This is a genomic window from Rhodopila sp. (assembly GCF_965277165.1).
GTDB lineage: Bacteria > Pseudomonadota > Alphaproteobacteria > Acetobacterales > Acetobacteraceae > Rhodopila.
In genome coordinates this window covers 2,019,886-2,034,430 of sequence record NZ_CBDICE010000006.1, presented here as the reverse complement: position 1 = coordinate 2,034,430, position 14,545 = coordinate 2,019,886, and the positions used below count along the sequence as shown (strand labels likewise).

Genomic DNA, 14,545 nt, shown 5'->3' with positions numbered 1-14,545 from the left:
CCTGGGCGATGTGTTAGGCCATCATGTCATTGGCTTTGCAAAATCCCAGGTAAACCGCCTTGACGACATCCGGCTCCCGAGCCGCCGGCTCGCGGGTGACGACGATGGTGTGCATGATCGGAAGATGCCGGTGCGGCGGTAGTAGTCCCGCTCCACAGTATCGAAATCGGTGGTATTTGGAAATCGGTCTGCCGAGCTTTTTGCCTGTCGATCGCTATGGAGTGGCGGGTCATAGCCGGCGTATCCCGTGCTCCAAGTGTGCCTAAGCTGCTTGGCAGATTGCTACGAGCTTCTGTCGTAACCAGCGGTGGCCCGGATCGGCGTCGAGGCGCGGATGCCACATGGCGCTGATCGCCAGTTCCGGCGTCGGCACGGGCAGGTCGAACGCTTGAAGCCCCTGCGCCACCATGTCCTCACCGCGGATGCAGGAGCGCGGCACAAGCGCGATCAAGTCCGAACGACGCGCGATATTCAGCGCGTCGAGAAAACTCGGTACGATGGCGACGACCTCGCGCCGCAGACCAAGCTCGGCCAAGGCGTCATCTACCGGTCCCTTCCATATGCCCCGACGTGACGCGACAACGTGACCGCAAGCAGCATAGAGTTGCGGCGTCATCGTTTCCGCCAGCAGCGGGTGGTGCAGGCGTACCGCGCCGACGAAGCGGTCGCGGAAGACAAGCTGGCGGCGTACCTCCGGTGCGGAGGGGGCCGTCGTCCCGATTTCGAGGTCGATCGCCCCATCACGCAACGGGGTCGCATCCTTGTTGGGCTTGGGGGCGAAGCGAAGGCGGACGCCGGGCGCTGCCTCAATGATGCCTACGACAAGAGCGGGGGCAAACAGTGCCACGAACCCTTCGTTGGCGCGGATCGTGAACGTCCGTTCCAACAAGGCCGGGTCTATGTGGCCCGCGACCGGCGTCAGCACCGCTTGCGCTTCCTGCGCGAGCGCATGGACGCGGCTCGCCAGTTGCTCCGCATAAGGCGTCGGTGCAAGCAAACGCCCCGCTTGCACCAGCAGTGGATCGCCGGTTGCGGATCGAAGCCGCGCCAAGGTCCGGCTTGTCGCGGATGGGCTTAGCCCAAGCCGCTTGGCCGCAGCCGTGACGCTGCGTTCGGCTAGCAGCACGTCGAGGGCGAAAAGCAGATTCAGATCAGTGGTTGCCATACGGAGGGTATAGCCGCGCGCTCACGTCTGCCATAGCGTTTGGTGCAATCGTATTTTGCGTTTCGTGCGTCTGGCGCCTTCCACCACTGCGACCACATTTGAGACGAGCAGCGAAAGGGCTACGCCATGACGAACCATTTCGATCAGCAATCCCGTACCGTCCTGCTGGTCGGTGCATCACGCGGCCTCGGGCAGGCCATGGCGGCCGAGTTCGTGAAGAAGAGCTGGCACGTCGTCGGCACGGTCCGCGAAGATGGATGGACCGGTCTACACGACCTCGCCCAAGGCCACCCCGATCAGGTCACGATCGAGCAGATCGACATCACGGAACCCGACAAAATCGCAGCCTTGCGCGACCGGCTCTCGGGCAGCGCCTTCGACATGCTGTTCGTCAATGCCGGTACTGCCAACAACGATCAGGCAGAAACCATTGCGGAGATTTCTACCGGTGAGTTCGTGCGGGTCATGCTCACCAACGCGCTCGGCGTGATGCGTGCCGTGGAAGGGTTGCAGGATTTGGTGCGTCCTGCCGGGCTGATCGGCGTCATGTCGTCAGGTCAGGGCAGCATCGCCAACAACGAGAAGGGCGGGCACGAAGTCTATCGAGGGAGCAAGGCCGCGCTGAACCAATATATGCGGAGCTACGCCGCCCGCCATGCCGACGATCGGCGGGCGATGGTGCTGATGGCGCCGGGCTGGATACGCACGGAGCTGGGCGGGCCGGAGGCGCCGTTCAGCATCGGGGAAACCATCCCGCGGTTGGTCGACACGCTTGTCGCGCAACAGGGGACGCCGGGCCTGCGCTTCATCGACCGCCACGGCAAAACCGTGCCGTGGTGATCGTGACAGGCGACGACGGAAAGACGCGCATGAAGCTGATCGGCATCGAGGAGCATTATCTGACGGCAGACCTGCGCGACGCTTGGGAGGCGATTGGGCTGGCGGCGACGGACCCGAGCGTCGCGGTACATTCCGGCGAGATCGAGCGGCGACTAATTGACCTTGCCGGCGACCGGCTCGCCCTTATGGACGAAACCGGCCTCGATGTTCAGGTCCTGTCGATCACCACGCCTGCGTTGCACGACCTGGGACGGGTGAGCGTCGATCTGGCCTGCCGCGCCAACGATGCCGTGGCGGAAGCCACCGCCCGATGCCCGGACCGCTTCCAGGCGTTGGCCGCTTTGCCGGTCGGGATGCCGGACGAGGCGGCGCTGGAACTGGAACGCTGCGTCCGGGCGCTCGGCTTCAAGGGAACGATGCTGTGCGGCCGGGTCGGGGACCGTAACCTCGACCACCCGGACCTGAGGCCGGTCTTCGAGAGTGCCTCCACGCTCGGTGTACCAGTCCTGCTCCATCCGCGCACGCCTGCCCCGGCGGTCCGGTCGGCCTATTACTCGGGGTTCACGCCGGAGGTGGATGCAGCCTTCGCCATGTACGGCCTTGGCTGGCACTACGATGCCGGCATCCAGTTCATCCGCTTGGTGCTTTCAGGCACATTCGATCGCCTGCCCGGCCTACAGGTAATTCTCGGTCACTGGGGCGAGGTGGTGCTGTTCTATGCCGAGCGTCTGGCGGCGATGGACCGCGTGTCGGGCCTGGAGCAGCCGATCGCGAGCTACCTGCGCCGTAACCTGTATGTCACCGCCAGCGGCATGTTCAGCCCCAACTATCTGGCGCGTGCCGCTGCCATCGTCGGGACGGACCGGCTGCTGTTCTCCACCGACTACCCCTATCAGTATCGGGCGGGCGGGGACGCGCGGCGGTTCCTGGCGGAATCTGGGCTGGAGAGCGCGGACAAGGCCGCCTTCGCCCATGAAAACTGGGAGCGGCTGACAGCAGTCGAAAGGATTTAGCCTCTATGCGGCGCAACCCTCGTCGCGCAGCAGGTCGAGTACCGCCTCGCCGGGCACGTCTGCGCTGGTGAACGCCTGACCGATGCCGCGGGCCAGCACGAAGTGCAGCGCCCCGTCGCGCATCTTCTTGTCGCGCCGCATGTGGCCGATCAGGGTCTGGGCGGAGAACCGGCGGTTCAGCATCGACAGATCCGCCGGCAGGCCGACGCCAGCGACATGGGCGATCACCCGTTCGGTGTCGGCCGGCGGGCACAGGCCCAGGCGGGCGGAGAGTTTGAAGGCCAGGCCGAGGCCGACGGCGACGGCCTCGCCGTGCAGCAGGCCGCCGTCGTAGCCATACTCGGCCTCCAGCGCGTGGCCGAACGTGTGTCCGAGGTTGAGCAGGGCGCGGCCGTCGTTGGGTTTTTCCTCGCGTTCGTCGTCGCCGACGATTGCGGCCTTGAAGGCGCAGGCGCGCTTGATCGCCTCGGCCTGGGCGTCAGGCGCGCCGTCGATCACGGCCTGGCCGTGGCGTTCGCACCAGGCGAAGAAGGCGGCGTCGCCGATCAGGCCGGCCTTGGCGATCTCGGCGTATCCGGCCTTGAGTTCGCGCGGCGGCAGGGTGGCCAGGGTCGCGGTATCGGCCAGCACCATTTGCGGCTGGTGGAAGGCGCCCAGCAGGTTCTTGCCGTGCCTGGTGTTGACCCCGGTCTTGCCGCCGACCGAGGAATCAGCCTGCGCCAGCAGCGTGGTGGGAATCTGGATGAACGGCAGTCCGCGCAAGGTGGTTGCGGCGGCGAAGCCAGCGAGGTCGCCGATGACGCCACCGCCCAGCGCGATCACCGCGGTGCGGCGCTCGACGCGGGCTTCGAGCAACTGGTCGGTGACGTCGAGGTAGCTGTCCATGCTCTTGGACGCTTCGCCGCCCTTGACGATGATGGAACTGGCCGCGATCGCGGTTTGCGCCAGGCCGTCGAGCAGCGTGGCCAGGTGCAGATTGGCGACGGTCTGGTCGGTGATTATCACCGCGCGTTTCTGCGCCAGCCTGGGTGCCAGCAAGGCGCCGGCACGGGCCAGCAGGCGATCGCCGATGACCACGTCGTAGCTGGTGCTGGGCAGCACCACGTGCAGCCGTCGCGGCGGTTTCCAAGCCGCCAGCGCGGTCATTACGGTAGCGGTGGTAAAGTCGGGTGGCTCGTCGCCGCAATCGACGATCAGGTCGGCCTCGGCGTAGATCGGGTGGCGCTGTTGCATCAGCCGGCGGAGGGTTTCCTCGCGGTTGACGCCATTCAGCAGCGGCCGGTTGTCGCGCGTCGCCACCCGCCGGACCAGGGTGGGCAGCGAGCAGCGCAGCCAGACGGTGAGCGCGTCGGTTCGCGCGGTTTCCCGGGTGCGGTCGTCGATGAAGGCACCGCCGCCGAATGCCACGACCATGGGATCGCCGGCCAGCAGGCGGCGGATCACCCGCCGCTCGCCGTCGCGGAACGCGGCCTCGCCGTAGCGGGCGAACAACTCGGGGATCGAGCAGCCGGCGGCCAGTTCGATTTCCTGGTCGGCGTCGCGGAACGGCAGGCTGAGACGCGCGGCGAGGCGGCGCCCGATCGAGGTCTTGCCGGCGCCCATCAATCCGACCAGCACGATGCTACGCCCGGCGATGGTGTCGGGGACCGGTGTCGTCTCCCGCAGAGCGGTGTTGCGTGTCATGATGGCGGACGTTAGCACAGCGGTCGCGGACCAGGCGATTGGGCGATTCGGTTTGGCCGGATGGGATTTGGCCGGATGGGATTTGGCTGGGTGGGATTTGGCCGGATGGGATTTGGCTGGGTGGGGTTGGGTTGGTTTGATCTGGCCGAGTGGAATGGCCGCGAACCTGAGCGGCCGTGGCTGGCGGCGTCGGGAGTCCGCGTGCAGGAGCCTGAATGATCCGGATTTTCTTTTTCGTTGTGCTGGCCGGCCTGGTCGCCATCGCCGGGGGCGTGTTGATGCTGGGTGCGTTTCCGCCGGCGCCGCACCAGCAGGCGGTGGAGAAGACGGTGCCGAACGACACCTTCACCGCCCACTGAGTGATGGCGATGGACCCTGAGTGATGGCGATGGACCCGGCGGTCGATGCATTCCTGGAGATGCTGACGGTGGAGCGCGGGGCGGCGCGCAACACCATCCAGTCCTACAGCAACGATCTGGACGATTTCGCCAGCTTCGCGGCCGGACGGGGGCAGCGCGCGGCGGCGGCGGACGCGGGCTGTTGTCAGTCCTATATGGCCTCGCTGCATGCTCGCGGCCTGTCGGCGCGCACCGCGGCACGGCGGTTGTCGGCGTTGCGCCAGTTCCACCTGTTCCTGCTGAAGGAGGGGATGCGGGGCGACGATCCGACCAGCCAACTGGATACGCCGAGGCTGCCCAAGCCGTTGCCGAAGTTCCTGACCGAGGCGGAGGTTGATGGCCTGATGGCGGCGGCGGCGGAAAAGCCCGGGCGGCCGGGGGTGCTGGGCCGGGCGGCGCTGGAACTGCTGTATGCGACCGGGATGCGGGTGTCGGAGCTGTTGTCGCTGCCTCGGGCCGCGGTGGGTGCGGGCGCGGAGGTGATGATCATCAAGGGCAAGGGCGGCAAGGAGCGGATGGTGCCGCTGTCGGCGGCGGCGAAGCAGGCGGCGGCCGCGTTGCTGGCGCTGGCGGGTGCGGACAGCCGGTTTCTGTTTGCCGGACGCGATCCGCGGCGGGCGCTGACCCGGCAGGCGTTCTTTCTGTTGCTGAAGCAGATCGCGGTGCGGGCCGGGCTGGATCCGGCCCGGGTGTCGCCGCACGTGCTGCGGCACTCTTTCGCGTCGCACATGCTGGCGCGGGGGGCCGATCTGCGCAGCCTGCAGATGCTGTTGGGTCATGCCGATATCGCGACGGTGCAGATTTACACCCATATCCAGGCCGAGCGGCTACGCCGGGTGGTGGAGGAGCACCATCCGCTGTCGGGTGGTGTCGCGGCCGCGGACGCGGTGCGCTCCGATGGCTGATTGGGGTTGCGTCGGGATGGCCGGCGTCAAGCCCGGGCCGGCTTCGGCGGTCGGTTGGCCTGCGGCTGCGGCCGGGCCACACCGACGAAGCGAGGCTGGCCGGTCGGGTCGGCTTGTTGGGCGGACGGCGTTGGGCGATGGGGTCCTGGCGCGGTTACGGGCGCTTCCGGGACGGCGATCGGATCGGCGTGCCGGCGGCGGACGACCGGTGGCGAAGCGGACGCAACCGGAGCGGGTTCCTGGCGCTTAGGTCGGGTGTATCTGAACACCCAACGTTACCATCCTGGACAATTGCATGAACCGCGGTGCTGAATTGTGACCCAACAACCCCCGCCGGCCGCCAGCCGCGACGCCCTGGAGGCCAGGCTGCACCAGCAGGCGCTGCTGGCTGAATTCGGCCGCCGCGCGCTGGGCTCGGTCAGCTTCGACAGCCTGCTTGACGAGGCCACGCGGATGACCGCCGTCGGCATGCAGGTGCGGTTCTGCAAGGTGCTGGAATATCTGCCCGGGGAGAACCGTTTGCTGGTTCGGGCCGGCGTGGGCTGGCACGAAGGCGTGGTCGGGCAGGTCAAGATCGGCGCGGAAATGAGCTCGCCGGCGGGGTATGCGCTGCATACCGGCAAGCCGGTGATCTCCAACCATTTACCGGGTGAGGAACGATTCACCACGCCGGACCTGCTGTTGGACCATGGGGTCAAGCGCGCGCTAAACGTGATTCTGCTGGGTGATGGGCAGCCGTTCGGCGTGCTGGAGGCCGATAGCGAGGCGGCGGGTGCGTTCGACGACCACGACATCGACTTTCTGCAGGCGGTGGCCAACCTGCTCGGGCTGGCGCTGGAGCGGCGGCGGGCCGAGGACGCGTTGCGCCAGATCAACGAGACCCTGGAGCAGCGGGTCAGCGCCGAGGTCGCCGAACGCCGTCAGGCCGAGGACGCGCTGCGGCAGGCGCAGAAGATGGAGGCGGTCGGGCAGTTGACCGGCGGCGTGGCGCACGATTTCAACAATCTGCTGCTGGTGATCATGGGCAACCTGGAGTTGCTGGGGCGGGCGGTGGCGGCGGACGAGCGGCTGTCTCGGCTGGTGGCGACGGCGCATAAGGGGGCGACGCGGGGGGCTCAGTTGACCAGCCGGCTGCTGGCGTTTGCCCGGCGCCAGACGTTGCGGCCGGAGCGGCGGTTGATCAATGACATGATCCGCGAGCTGGATGTGCTGGCGACCCGCATGCTGAACGAGTCGGTGGCGGTGGAGTTCGCGCTGGATCCGGCGGTCGGCGCCTGCGAGGTCGATCCGGCGCAGTTCAGTTCGGCGCTGCTCAATCTGGTGGTCAATGCGCGGGACGCGATGCCGGACGGCGGCACGTTGACGGTGTTCAGCCGGCAGCTTGTGCTGGATGCGCGCGGCGCGGCGCGGCATGCCGATGCCCAGGCCGGCCGCTATGTGGTGGCGGAGGTGGCCGATACCGGGTCGGGCATGGCGCCGGAGGTGGCGGAGCGGGCGACGGAGCCGTTCTTCACCACCAAGCCGGCGGGCAAGGGGACCGGGCTTGGGCTGAGCCAGGTCTATGGGTTCGTGCGCCAGTCGGGCGGCTTTCTGAGCATCGACAGCGCGCCGGGTCTGGGGACGCGGATCGGCATCCACCTGCCGGAGGTTGCCGGGCAGGCGGCTGAACCGGAGGTCGCGCCGGCAGCGCAGACGGGTGCGGGGGTGATCCTGGTGGTGGAGGACGATGCCGACGTGCGCGAGCTTGTGGCGCTGCAGTTGGAGGATCTTGGCTACGCCTCGATCATCGCCGGGTCAGGGCCGGAGGCGCTGGAGATCCTGGCGGCGCCGGGCACGCCGGCGATCGATCTGCTGTTGACGGATGTGGTGATGCCGGGGGGGATGAACGGGGTGGAGCTGGTGGCCGAGGCGCGGCGGGCGCGTCCTCGGCTGAAGGCGCTGCTGACCTCGGGCTACACCGCGGGGCATGGTCCGGGGGAGCGGGGTGCGGCAGCGGCGGATCTCGGGTTGCTTTCGAAGCCGTATCAGCAGGCTGATCTGGCGCGGGCGATCCGGGAGGCGATCGGGCGGGGGTGAGGCGAGCCGGGGCTTTGCTTATTGTTGTAGGGGGCGATTCACCGTTTTGGTGATGCCACCAACACCGATCGCGCGCTATGCCGCGGCGGCCCGGGGTGCGGCGGCGCGGCGGCGGAGCATGGCTTCGAAGGCGGCGAACACCTTGCGCATCTGCGGCTGTTTGTAGGGGAACAGGTTGGGCGGGTCCATCAGGTGGATGATGGCGGCGGCATCGGCCTCGAACACCAAAAGGCGGCCGTCTGGGGTCTCGGCGCAGTCGATCGAATAGAAATCGAAGCCGAGGCGTTCGTGCAGGGCGGCGAAGGCGGCCTGGTGGCGGCGGGCGAAGCCGTGGTCGAATTCGGCCATCGCGGCGGCTTCCTCGGCGCGTTTGGCGGCGGATTCGGTCATGTCGGCGTTGAGGTAGTGCACCATCCAGTGTTGCGAGATCGCCATGTGGCAGAGGAACGGCTGGCGGTCGATGAAGCCGACGCGGGATTTGCGGTACAGGCCGTCGGCGCCCTGGTAGTCGTGGAATGCGGTGAGGAAGAACTGCCGGTCGAAGCAGAACCGCAGGTAGTTTGCCAGCTCGGCCGGGTTGGTGACGCGCGAAAGGCCGGCGCCGGCGTGCGAGCCGATCGGGCGGATCAGGCAGGGGTAGGGTCCGGTTGGTGTGTCGAAGCCTTGGATCGGGCAGCCGGTGTCGAGATGGGCCTGTAGCGCGGCGCGGGAGGTGGCGACGGCGGTCGGGCTGGCGATGCTGGCGATCCCGGCCAGCGAGCGGGACAGGGTGTCGCGTTCCAGCGCCGGCAGGAAGCTTGGGTCGTTCAGCACTGGCCTCGGCCAGGCGGCGAACAGGCGGCGGAGCCGTGCAAGGGTGGCGGGGTCGGCCTCACCCAGGGCGAAGAAGGCGGCGTCGTGGTCGGGGATCGACGCCGGCAGGGGGCGGTCGGGCAGCAGATACAGCAGGTCGAGCCGGACGTTCAGGTGGTTGGTGAGGAAATCCAGCGGGGTGTTGGTCATCAGGTCGCCGGGGCCGACCAAGGCAAGCAGCCGCAACGCGTCCCGGGGAGCGCCTTGGGGAGCGCCGCCGACGCGCCAGAGCGGGCTGGCGTCGAGAGCGGTGTCTTGCAGGTTCAGGCCCTCGGCGCGGCGGAAGCCGAGTTGCAGGGCGATGGCGGCGTCGTAGGTCTGGGCGGCCTGGCGGGCGAGGGCCGGGTTGGGCGCGGTGCTGGTCTCGATCCGCTGCATCAGCGCGTCGTGGTCGTTGCCCTGGTAGGCGAAGCTGGTGAGATCGGCGGTGCCGCGCACGATCGGCGGGACCAGCGTGTCGCTGAGCGCGGGCAGGGTCTGGTCGATCAGCGGCATGGTTTTGTCACCCTGGGGATTTTCGACTTGGCGTGCGGCCCGCATGGTCGCAGCGAAAGCTTAATGAAACCTTTCCCGGCGTGATCGGGGCGGGGCGCGAGGGGGCGGCGAAATTGGTGCCTTGCCGGTGGGCGTGCCAACATCGGGGTTGGCCGCCGGCGGCGTGGTCGATGCCGGGTGGATGCTGGGGCGCGGATGCCGGGGTGGATGCTGGGGCGCCGGCGGCGAGGTGGGTGATGCGGTTGGATAACGATGTGGCTGGGGGCAGGGCGAGGGGGATCACGGATGCCGATCGAGTATGAGAAAAGGGACGGGGTCGCCTACATCACCCTGAACAATCCGGCGAAGGCCAATATCCTGGACAAGCAGACCTCGGACGCGATCTCGGCGGCTTGGGTCGATCTGTGGGAGGATCGGGCGATTCGCTGCGCTATCGTCACGGGTTCGGGGGAGCGGCATTTCTGTGGCGGGCACAATCTGGCGCCGCGCCCCGATCTGAGCGCGGAGGATCGCGAGTATCTTCGCACCCAGCGGATCTACTGGCCGTTGGCGGGCACGGTGCATGGCCAGAAGACCGGGGTGGACGGGCGGATGGGCGACCACTATCCCCGGGTGTGGAAGCCGGTGATCGCGGCGATCAACGGCTGGGCGGCGGGGGCGGGGCTGTACATGCTGCTGACCTCGACCGATATCCGCATTGCCAGCGCGGAGAATGCGCGCTTCAAGTTCTCGTTGCTGACCCAAGGGTGGCTGGGCAACGGTCCGGGGGCGAGCATGCTGGTCAAGCAACTTCGTTACATTGACGCGATGAAGATCCTGTTGACGGACGAGGCGTTCGATGCGGCCGAGGCGTTGCGGGTCGGGCTGGTCAACGAGGTCGTTCCCCACTCGCAATTGATGGCCCGGGCTGAGCAGTTGGCGCGCCAGATCGTTACGCTGCCGCCGGCGGCGGTGCGGATGATGAAGGAGTTTGTCGTCCGGTTCGGCAACCTGCCGGATGATCAGGCGTGGCATGTGCAGAATCTGATGAACTCGCTGTTGATCCAGACCACGATGGATGGCGAGGAGGGGCGCACCGCGTTCAACGAGAAGCGGGCGCCGAAGTTCAGCGGGACGTTGCGCAAGCGTGGCGAGGCGTGGCCGGAGCCGTCGGAGGAGGAGGCGCGTCGGTTGGACGAGGCTTATCGGAGTGGGGAGTTTTGATCAGCCGAGACCAGTTCCAGCCCGACCCTGCTCCAGGGCCCCGACGTCGCGCAGGTGGCGGATCTGGTCGGGCGATAGTCCGAGGATCCGCCTGAGCACTGGGTCGGTATCGGCGCCGAGGGCGGGCGCCGGGCCGGTGGCGCGGCCGAAAGACGCGCGCCACGGCAGGCCGGGCAGCAGGCCGGTGGCGTTAGGGTCCCAGAAACCTCGGGCTTGCAGGTGTTCGCTGTCGACCAGGTCGGTCGAGCGGGCCAGGGCGGCGGCGGCGGTTCCGGCCTGGGTGAGTGCGGTGGCGGCTTTGGCTGCGTCCGGTCCGTTGGGCCGGGTTTTCGGCGCGGGGTCGACGGCGAGCCAATCGTCGGGGCCCGCGGCGCGATAGACCGCGGATGACGGCGGCGGCGGGTCGGTGTGCAGTTGTTCCGACAGCAGCGGGTCGGCCATGGTCCAGAGCATTGCCTCCAGCATCGAGAAATCGACCCGCGCCACGGCGCCGCGTTGGCGCCGCCACAGGCTGGCGGCGGTGATGAACGCCAGCATCAGGCCGCACATCGGATCCAGCCACGCCATGCCGACGCGTGGCGGCAGGCCCTCGTGGCGGTTCAGGCCGGCGAAACCAGCGTAACATTGAAGTAACGTTCCATAGGCGACCGCGTGCGCTTCCGGGCCGTCGCGGCCCAGGCCGGAGGCGGAGACGTAGATCAGTCCGGGGTTGATGGCGCGCAAGGTCTCGGCGCCCAGGCCGAGGCGGTCCATCACGCCGGTGGCAAAATTCTCCACCAGCACGTCAGCCTGGGCGGCGAGGGCTTTGGCGACCGCGATCGCCTCGGGCTGTTTCAGGTTCAGCACGACCGACTGCTTGGCCTGGCCGAGCACGGTGTGTAGCTCGGAGGCGCGGGCGGGATCGCCGGCGGGGGCCTCGATCTTGATTACCTCGGCGCCCATCGCGGCCAGGTAGCGCGTCGCGGTGGGTCCGGCGATCACCCAACTGAAGTCGAGCACGCGCACGCCCGATAGCGGCAGCGGTCCGGGGTTGGGGGGGCCGGCGGGGCGAGCGGGGGTGAGGTGCAGGCCGAATGGCGAGCCGGGCACTTGCACCTTCTGTCCGGACAATGTGGCGGCGTGGAAGAAACCGCGATGGCGGAGTTGTTCCGATGCCAGATGTTCGGCGGGTTCGCACAAGGCGAAGCTGGGGACGTGGGCGGCCTGCGCGGTGGCGGCGATCCACTGCCTGGGTTTGTTCCGGCTCCAGTCCGACATCAGGGCGTACAGGGTGTCCCAGTTGGCCACGCGGTCCTGGCGGGTGGCGAAGCGCGGTTCACTTCCCCACGCAGGCTGGCCCATCACGTTCAGCCACGCGGTCCATTGGTGGTGTTCTCGTGGCGAGATCGCGGTGTAGCCATCGCTGGCGGGCAGGATGCAGACGGTTGCGCCGTTGCCGTCGGCCACGCGTTGGCGCGACCAGCTTTTGCCGGGGGGGCTTTTGCCGGGGGGACTTTTGCCGGGGGGACTTTTGTCGGTGAGGCTTTTATCGGGGGGGCTTTTGCCCGTTTGGCCGGCTCGGGTCAGTTCGGTTATTGCCAGTGTCGCCAGCGCTTCGTGGATGGAGACGTCGATCACCGGGCCGGGGTCGCGGGTTTCATCCTGGGCCGGGTTGCCGAGCGCGGCGTGCATGCCGGCACAGGCGGCGGCGAGGCCGCCGATGAAGGCGGACTGCTCCCCCACCGGACGCATCGGCGGTTCATTCAGGTCGATGAGCTGGCCGGTCAGCATGCGGGCGATGCCGCTTTCGAACATCAGCGTCAGGTCGGTGGCTGGTTGCTCGGCTTGCGGCCCGGTCTGGCCGAACGGCGAGATCAGTACGATGGCGGCGCGGGCGTTGCGGCGGCGCAGGCTTTCGATGTCGCGCCCGGTGCGGCGCAGGGTGGCTGGGCTGCCCTGGCAGACGATCAGATCGGCGGCGGCTGACGCGTCGTCGTCGATGGGATCGCGGTTGAGGTGAAGGGCGAGTGGGGTTGCGGTGTCGGGATCGATGCGGGTGATTGTGGCGCCGACATCGGCCAGCAGGCGGGCGCACACGGCGGCGGCCAGGCCGGGTCCTATCTGCAGCACTCGAAACCCGTTGAGCAGCATCATCGCAAGGCGTCCCGACCGACAGGCAGCGGACGATGCAGGCAGACGTTTGATTTTACAAATCGGCGGTTTGTTCGCACGATATCGGAACAGGGAGTTCAACAGATAAAGTCCGGGAGCTAATGCAATGCTTGGCCTGATGCAAAGCCGCCCGCTGCTTGTTTCCAGCTTGATCGATTACGCCGCCGGTTGGCACGGTGGCACCGAGATCGTGTCGCGCGATCCCGAGGGCAACATCCATCGGAGCAATTACACCGAGATCGCGCGGCGGGCGAAGCGTCTGGCGCACGGGTTGCAGACGCTGGGTGTGCAGTTCGGCCAACCGGTCGCAACGTTGGCCTGGAACAGTTATCGCCATCTGGAGCTTTACTACGGGGTTACCGGCAGCGGGCGGGTCCTGCACACGGTCAATCCGCGGCTGTTCGCCGACCAGATCCGCTACATCATCAATCATGCCGAGGATGGCTACGTGTTCTTCGATCCGGCGTTCGTGCCGCTGGTCGAGCAATTGGCGCCGCATTTGCCGCTGGTGCGGGGCTGGGTGGTGCTGTGCGACGCGGCCGCGATGCCGGCGGTGAAGGTGGACAATCTGCTGTGCTACGAGGACATCCTGGGCGCCGCGGCAGAGGATTACGCGTGGCCGGCGTTCGATGAGAACGCTGCGTCCACGCTGTGCTATACGTCCGGCACGACGGGCAATCCGAAGGGCGTGCTGTACAGTCATCGGTCCACCGTGCTGCATGCGTTCGCCGCGTGCGCGGCGGATGCGTTCGCTTTCACCGCCAGGGACTCGATCCTGATGGTGGTGCCGTTGTTTCACGCCAACGCCTGGGGGGTGCCGTTCTCGGCGGCTCTGAGCGGTGCCAAGATGGTGTTGCCGGGGCCTCGGCTCGATCCGGAGAGCATTTATCTGCTGCTGCGCCAGGAGGGCTGCACGGCGGCGGGCGGCATTCCGACGGTGTGGCTGAATTTCCTGGCCTGGGTGGAGCCGCGGCAGGCGGAGTTGGAGCGGTTGCGGTTGAAACGGGTGTTCTCCGGCGGCACGGCGGTGCCGCGCAGCATGATCGAGCGGTTCCGCGACATGCTTGGGGTGTATCTGATGCACGCCTGGGGGATGACGGAGACCAGTCCTCTGGTGACGGTCGGATCGCCGCTGGGCAAGCACCAGGGGGCCAGCGCCGAGGAAATGATCGATATGCAGGTGATGCAGGGACGCCAGGTGTGCGGGGTGGAGGTGAAACTGGCCGATGCCGCCGGCGGGCGGCTGCCGCATGATGGTCGATCCGTCGGCGAACTGATGGTGCGCGGCAACTGGGTGATATCGGGCTACTTCAAGGGTGAGGGCGGGCAGGTCGTCGATGCGGATGGCTGGTTCGCCACCGGGGATGTGGCGACGATCGACGCCGACGGCTACGTGCGGCTGACCGACCGGCTGAAGGACGTGATCAAGTCGGGCGGGGAGTGGATTTCCTCGATCGAGATCGAGAACCTGGCGGTTTCGCATCCTGACGTGTTCGAGGCGGCGGTGATCGCGGTGCATCATCCGGTCTGGCAGGAGCGTCCGCTGCTGCTGGTCCAGCCGAAGCCGGGGTGTGAGCCGAACCGGGAGTCGATCCTGGCGTTCCTGGCGGCGCGGATCGCGAAGTGGTGGCTGCCGGAGGACGTGGTGTTTGTCGATAGCCTGCCGCATACCGCCACCGGCAAGCTGCTGAAGACCGAGTTGCGGGCGCGCTATCATGGGCATCTGGCGGTCAGCGGGTGAGGCATTGTCTTTGGGTGAAGCGC

The 14,545-nt window shown here is 67.6% G+C and carries 11 protein-coding genes; 7 read left to right on the top strand and 4 right to left on the bottom strand.

What is annotated here, in order from left to right; genetic code table 11:
* Positions 1–262: 262 nt before the first annotated feature.
* The gene (locus ACQY4Y_RS21530) at positions 263–1,165 is read right to left on the bottom strand and encodes a LysR family transcriptional regulator (protein WP_428492618.1); all 903 of its coding nucleotides are present in this window, start codon (positions 1,163–1,165) and stop codon (positions 263–265) included.
* 126 nt (positions 1,166–1,291) lie between these two features.
* Here ACQY4Y_RS21530 and ACQY4Y_RS21525 point away from each other — a divergent pair, with 126 nt between their 5' ends.
* Positions 1,292–2,005, top strand: a complete 714-nt coding sequence (locus ACQY4Y_RS21525) for an SDR family NAD(P)-dependent oxidoreductase (protein ID WP_428492617.1) — start codon at positions 1,292–1,294, stop codon at positions 2,003–2,005.
* 29 nt (positions 2,006–2,034) lie between these two features.
* Positions 2,035–3,018, top strand: a complete 984-nt coding sequence (locus tag ACQY4Y_RS21520; protein WP_428492616.1) for an amidohydrolase family protein — start codon at positions 2,035–2,037, stop codon at positions 3,016–3,018.
* Between the two features lie 3 nt (positions 3,019–3,021).
* Here ACQY4Y_RS21520 and aroB read toward each other — a convergent pair whose 3' ends face one another.
* Positions 3,022–4,701, bottom strand: coding sequence for a 3-dehydroquinate synthase (aroB, locus tag ACQY4Y_RS21515; RefSeq protein WP_428492615.1), 1,680 nt, complete (start codon positions 4,699–4,701; stop codon positions 3,022–3,024).
* A gap of 215 nt (positions 4,702–4,916) precedes the next feature.
* On the opposite strand from aroB, the gene ACQY4Y_RS21510 reads away from it, so the two are divergent.
* From ACQY4Y_RS21510 to ACQY4Y_RS21500, 3 genes are all read left to right on the top strand, one after another.
* Positions 4,917–5,060, top strand: a complete 144-nt coding sequence (locus ACQY4Y_RS21510) for a hypothetical protein (protein WP_428492614.1) — start codon at positions 4,917–4,919, stop codon at positions 5,058–5,060.
* 29 nt (positions 5,061–5,089) lie between these two features.
* Positions 5,090–6,004 (top strand): tyrosine recombinase, encoded by a 915-nt coding sequence (locus ACQY4Y_RS21505; RefSeq protein WP_428493691.1) that lies wholly within the window; start codon positions 5,090–5,092, stop codon positions 6,002–6,004.
* A gap of 315 nt (positions 6,005–6,319) precedes the next feature.
* Positions 6,320–8,080, top strand: coding sequence for an ATP-binding protein (locus tag ACQY4Y_RS21500; protein WP_428492613.1), 1,761 nt, complete (start codon positions 6,320–6,322; stop codon positions 8,078–8,080).
* A gap of 75 nt (positions 8,081–8,155) precedes the next feature.
* Here ACQY4Y_RS21500 and ACQY4Y_RS21495 read toward each other — a convergent pair whose 3' ends face one another.
* On the bottom strand, positions 8,156–9,427 hold the full coding sequence (locus tag ACQY4Y_RS21495; RefSeq protein WP_428492612.1) for an ATP-grasp domain-containing protein: 1,272 nt from the start codon (positions 9,425–9,427) through the stop codon (positions 8,156–8,158).
* Positions 9,428–9,712: 285 nt separating this feature from the next.
* Here ACQY4Y_RS21495 and ACQY4Y_RS21490 point away from each other — a divergent pair, with 285 nt between their 5' ends.
* Positions 9,713–10,630 (top strand): enoyl-CoA hydratase/isomerase family protein, encoded by a 918-nt coding sequence (locus ACQY4Y_RS21490; RefSeq protein ID WP_428492611.1) that lies wholly within the window; start codon positions 9,713–9,715, stop codon positions 10,628–10,630.
* Here ACQY4Y_RS21490 and ACQY4Y_RS21485 read toward each other — a convergent pair whose 3' ends face one another.
* Positions 10,631–12,763 carry a CoA transferase gene (locus ACQY4Y_RS21485; RefSeq protein ID WP_428492610.1) on the bottom strand — a complete coding sequence of 711 codons (2,133 nt, stop codon included), beginning with the start codon at positions 12,761–12,763 and terminating at the stop codon, positions 10,631–10,633.
* A 124-nt stretch (positions 12,764–12,887) separates the two neighbouring features.
* Between ACQY4Y_RS21485 and ACQY4Y_RS21480 the strand changes: the two genes are divergently transcribed.
* Positions 12,888–14,522, top strand: coding sequence for a long-chain-fatty-acid--CoA ligase (locus ACQY4Y_RS21480; RefSeq protein WP_428492609.1), 1,635 nt, complete (start codon positions 12,888–12,890; stop codon positions 14,520–14,522).
* The last annotated feature ends 23 nt before the right edge of the window (positions 14,523–14,545 follow it).

What these genes read in the sequence shown, in the direction of transcription:
- ACQY4Y_RS21525 (WP_428492617.1), top strand. Translation starts at nt 1,292, where the DNA reads ATGACGAACCATTTCGATCAGCAATCCCGTACCGTCCTGCTGGTCGGT.
- ACQY4Y_RS21480 (WP_428492609.1), top strand. Translation starts at nt 12,888, where the DNA reads ATGCTTGGCCTGATGCAAAGCCGCCCGCTGCTTGTTTCCAGCTTGATC.
- ACQY4Y_RS21520 (WP_428492616.1), top strand. Translation starts at nt 2,035, where the DNA reads ATGAAGCTGATCGGCATCGAGGAGCATTATCTGACGGCAGACCTGCGC.
- ACQY4Y_RS21490 (WP_428492611.1), top strand. Translation starts at nt 9,713, where the DNA reads ATGCCGATCGAGTATGAGAAAAGGGACGGGGTCGCCTACATCACCCTG.
- ACQY4Y_RS21510 (WP_428492614.1), top strand. Translation starts at nt 4,917, where the DNA reads ATGATCCGGATTTTCTTTTTCGTTGTGCTGGCCGGCCTGGTCGCCATC.
- ACQY4Y_RS21505 (WP_428493691.1), top strand. Translation starts at nt 5,090, where the DNA reads ATGGACCCGGCGGTCGATGCATTCCTGGAGATGCTGACGGTGGAGCGC.
- aroB (WP_428492615.1), bottom strand. Translation starts at nt 4,701, where the DNA reads ATGACACGCAACACCGCTCTGCGGGAGACGACACCGGTCCCCGACACC.
- ACQY4Y_RS21530 (WP_428492618.1), bottom strand. Translation starts at nt 1,165, where the DNA reads ATGGCAACCACTGATCTGAATCTGCTTTTCGCCCTCGACGTGCTGCTA.
- ACQY4Y_RS21485 (WP_428492610.1), bottom strand. Translation starts at nt 12,763, where the DNA reads ATGATGCTGCTCAACGGGTTTCGAGTGCTGCAGATAGGACCCGGCCTG.
- ACQY4Y_RS21495 (WP_428492612.1), bottom strand. Translation starts at nt 9,427, where the DNA reads ATGCCGCTGATCGACCAGACCCTGCCCGCGCTCAGCGACACGCTGGTC.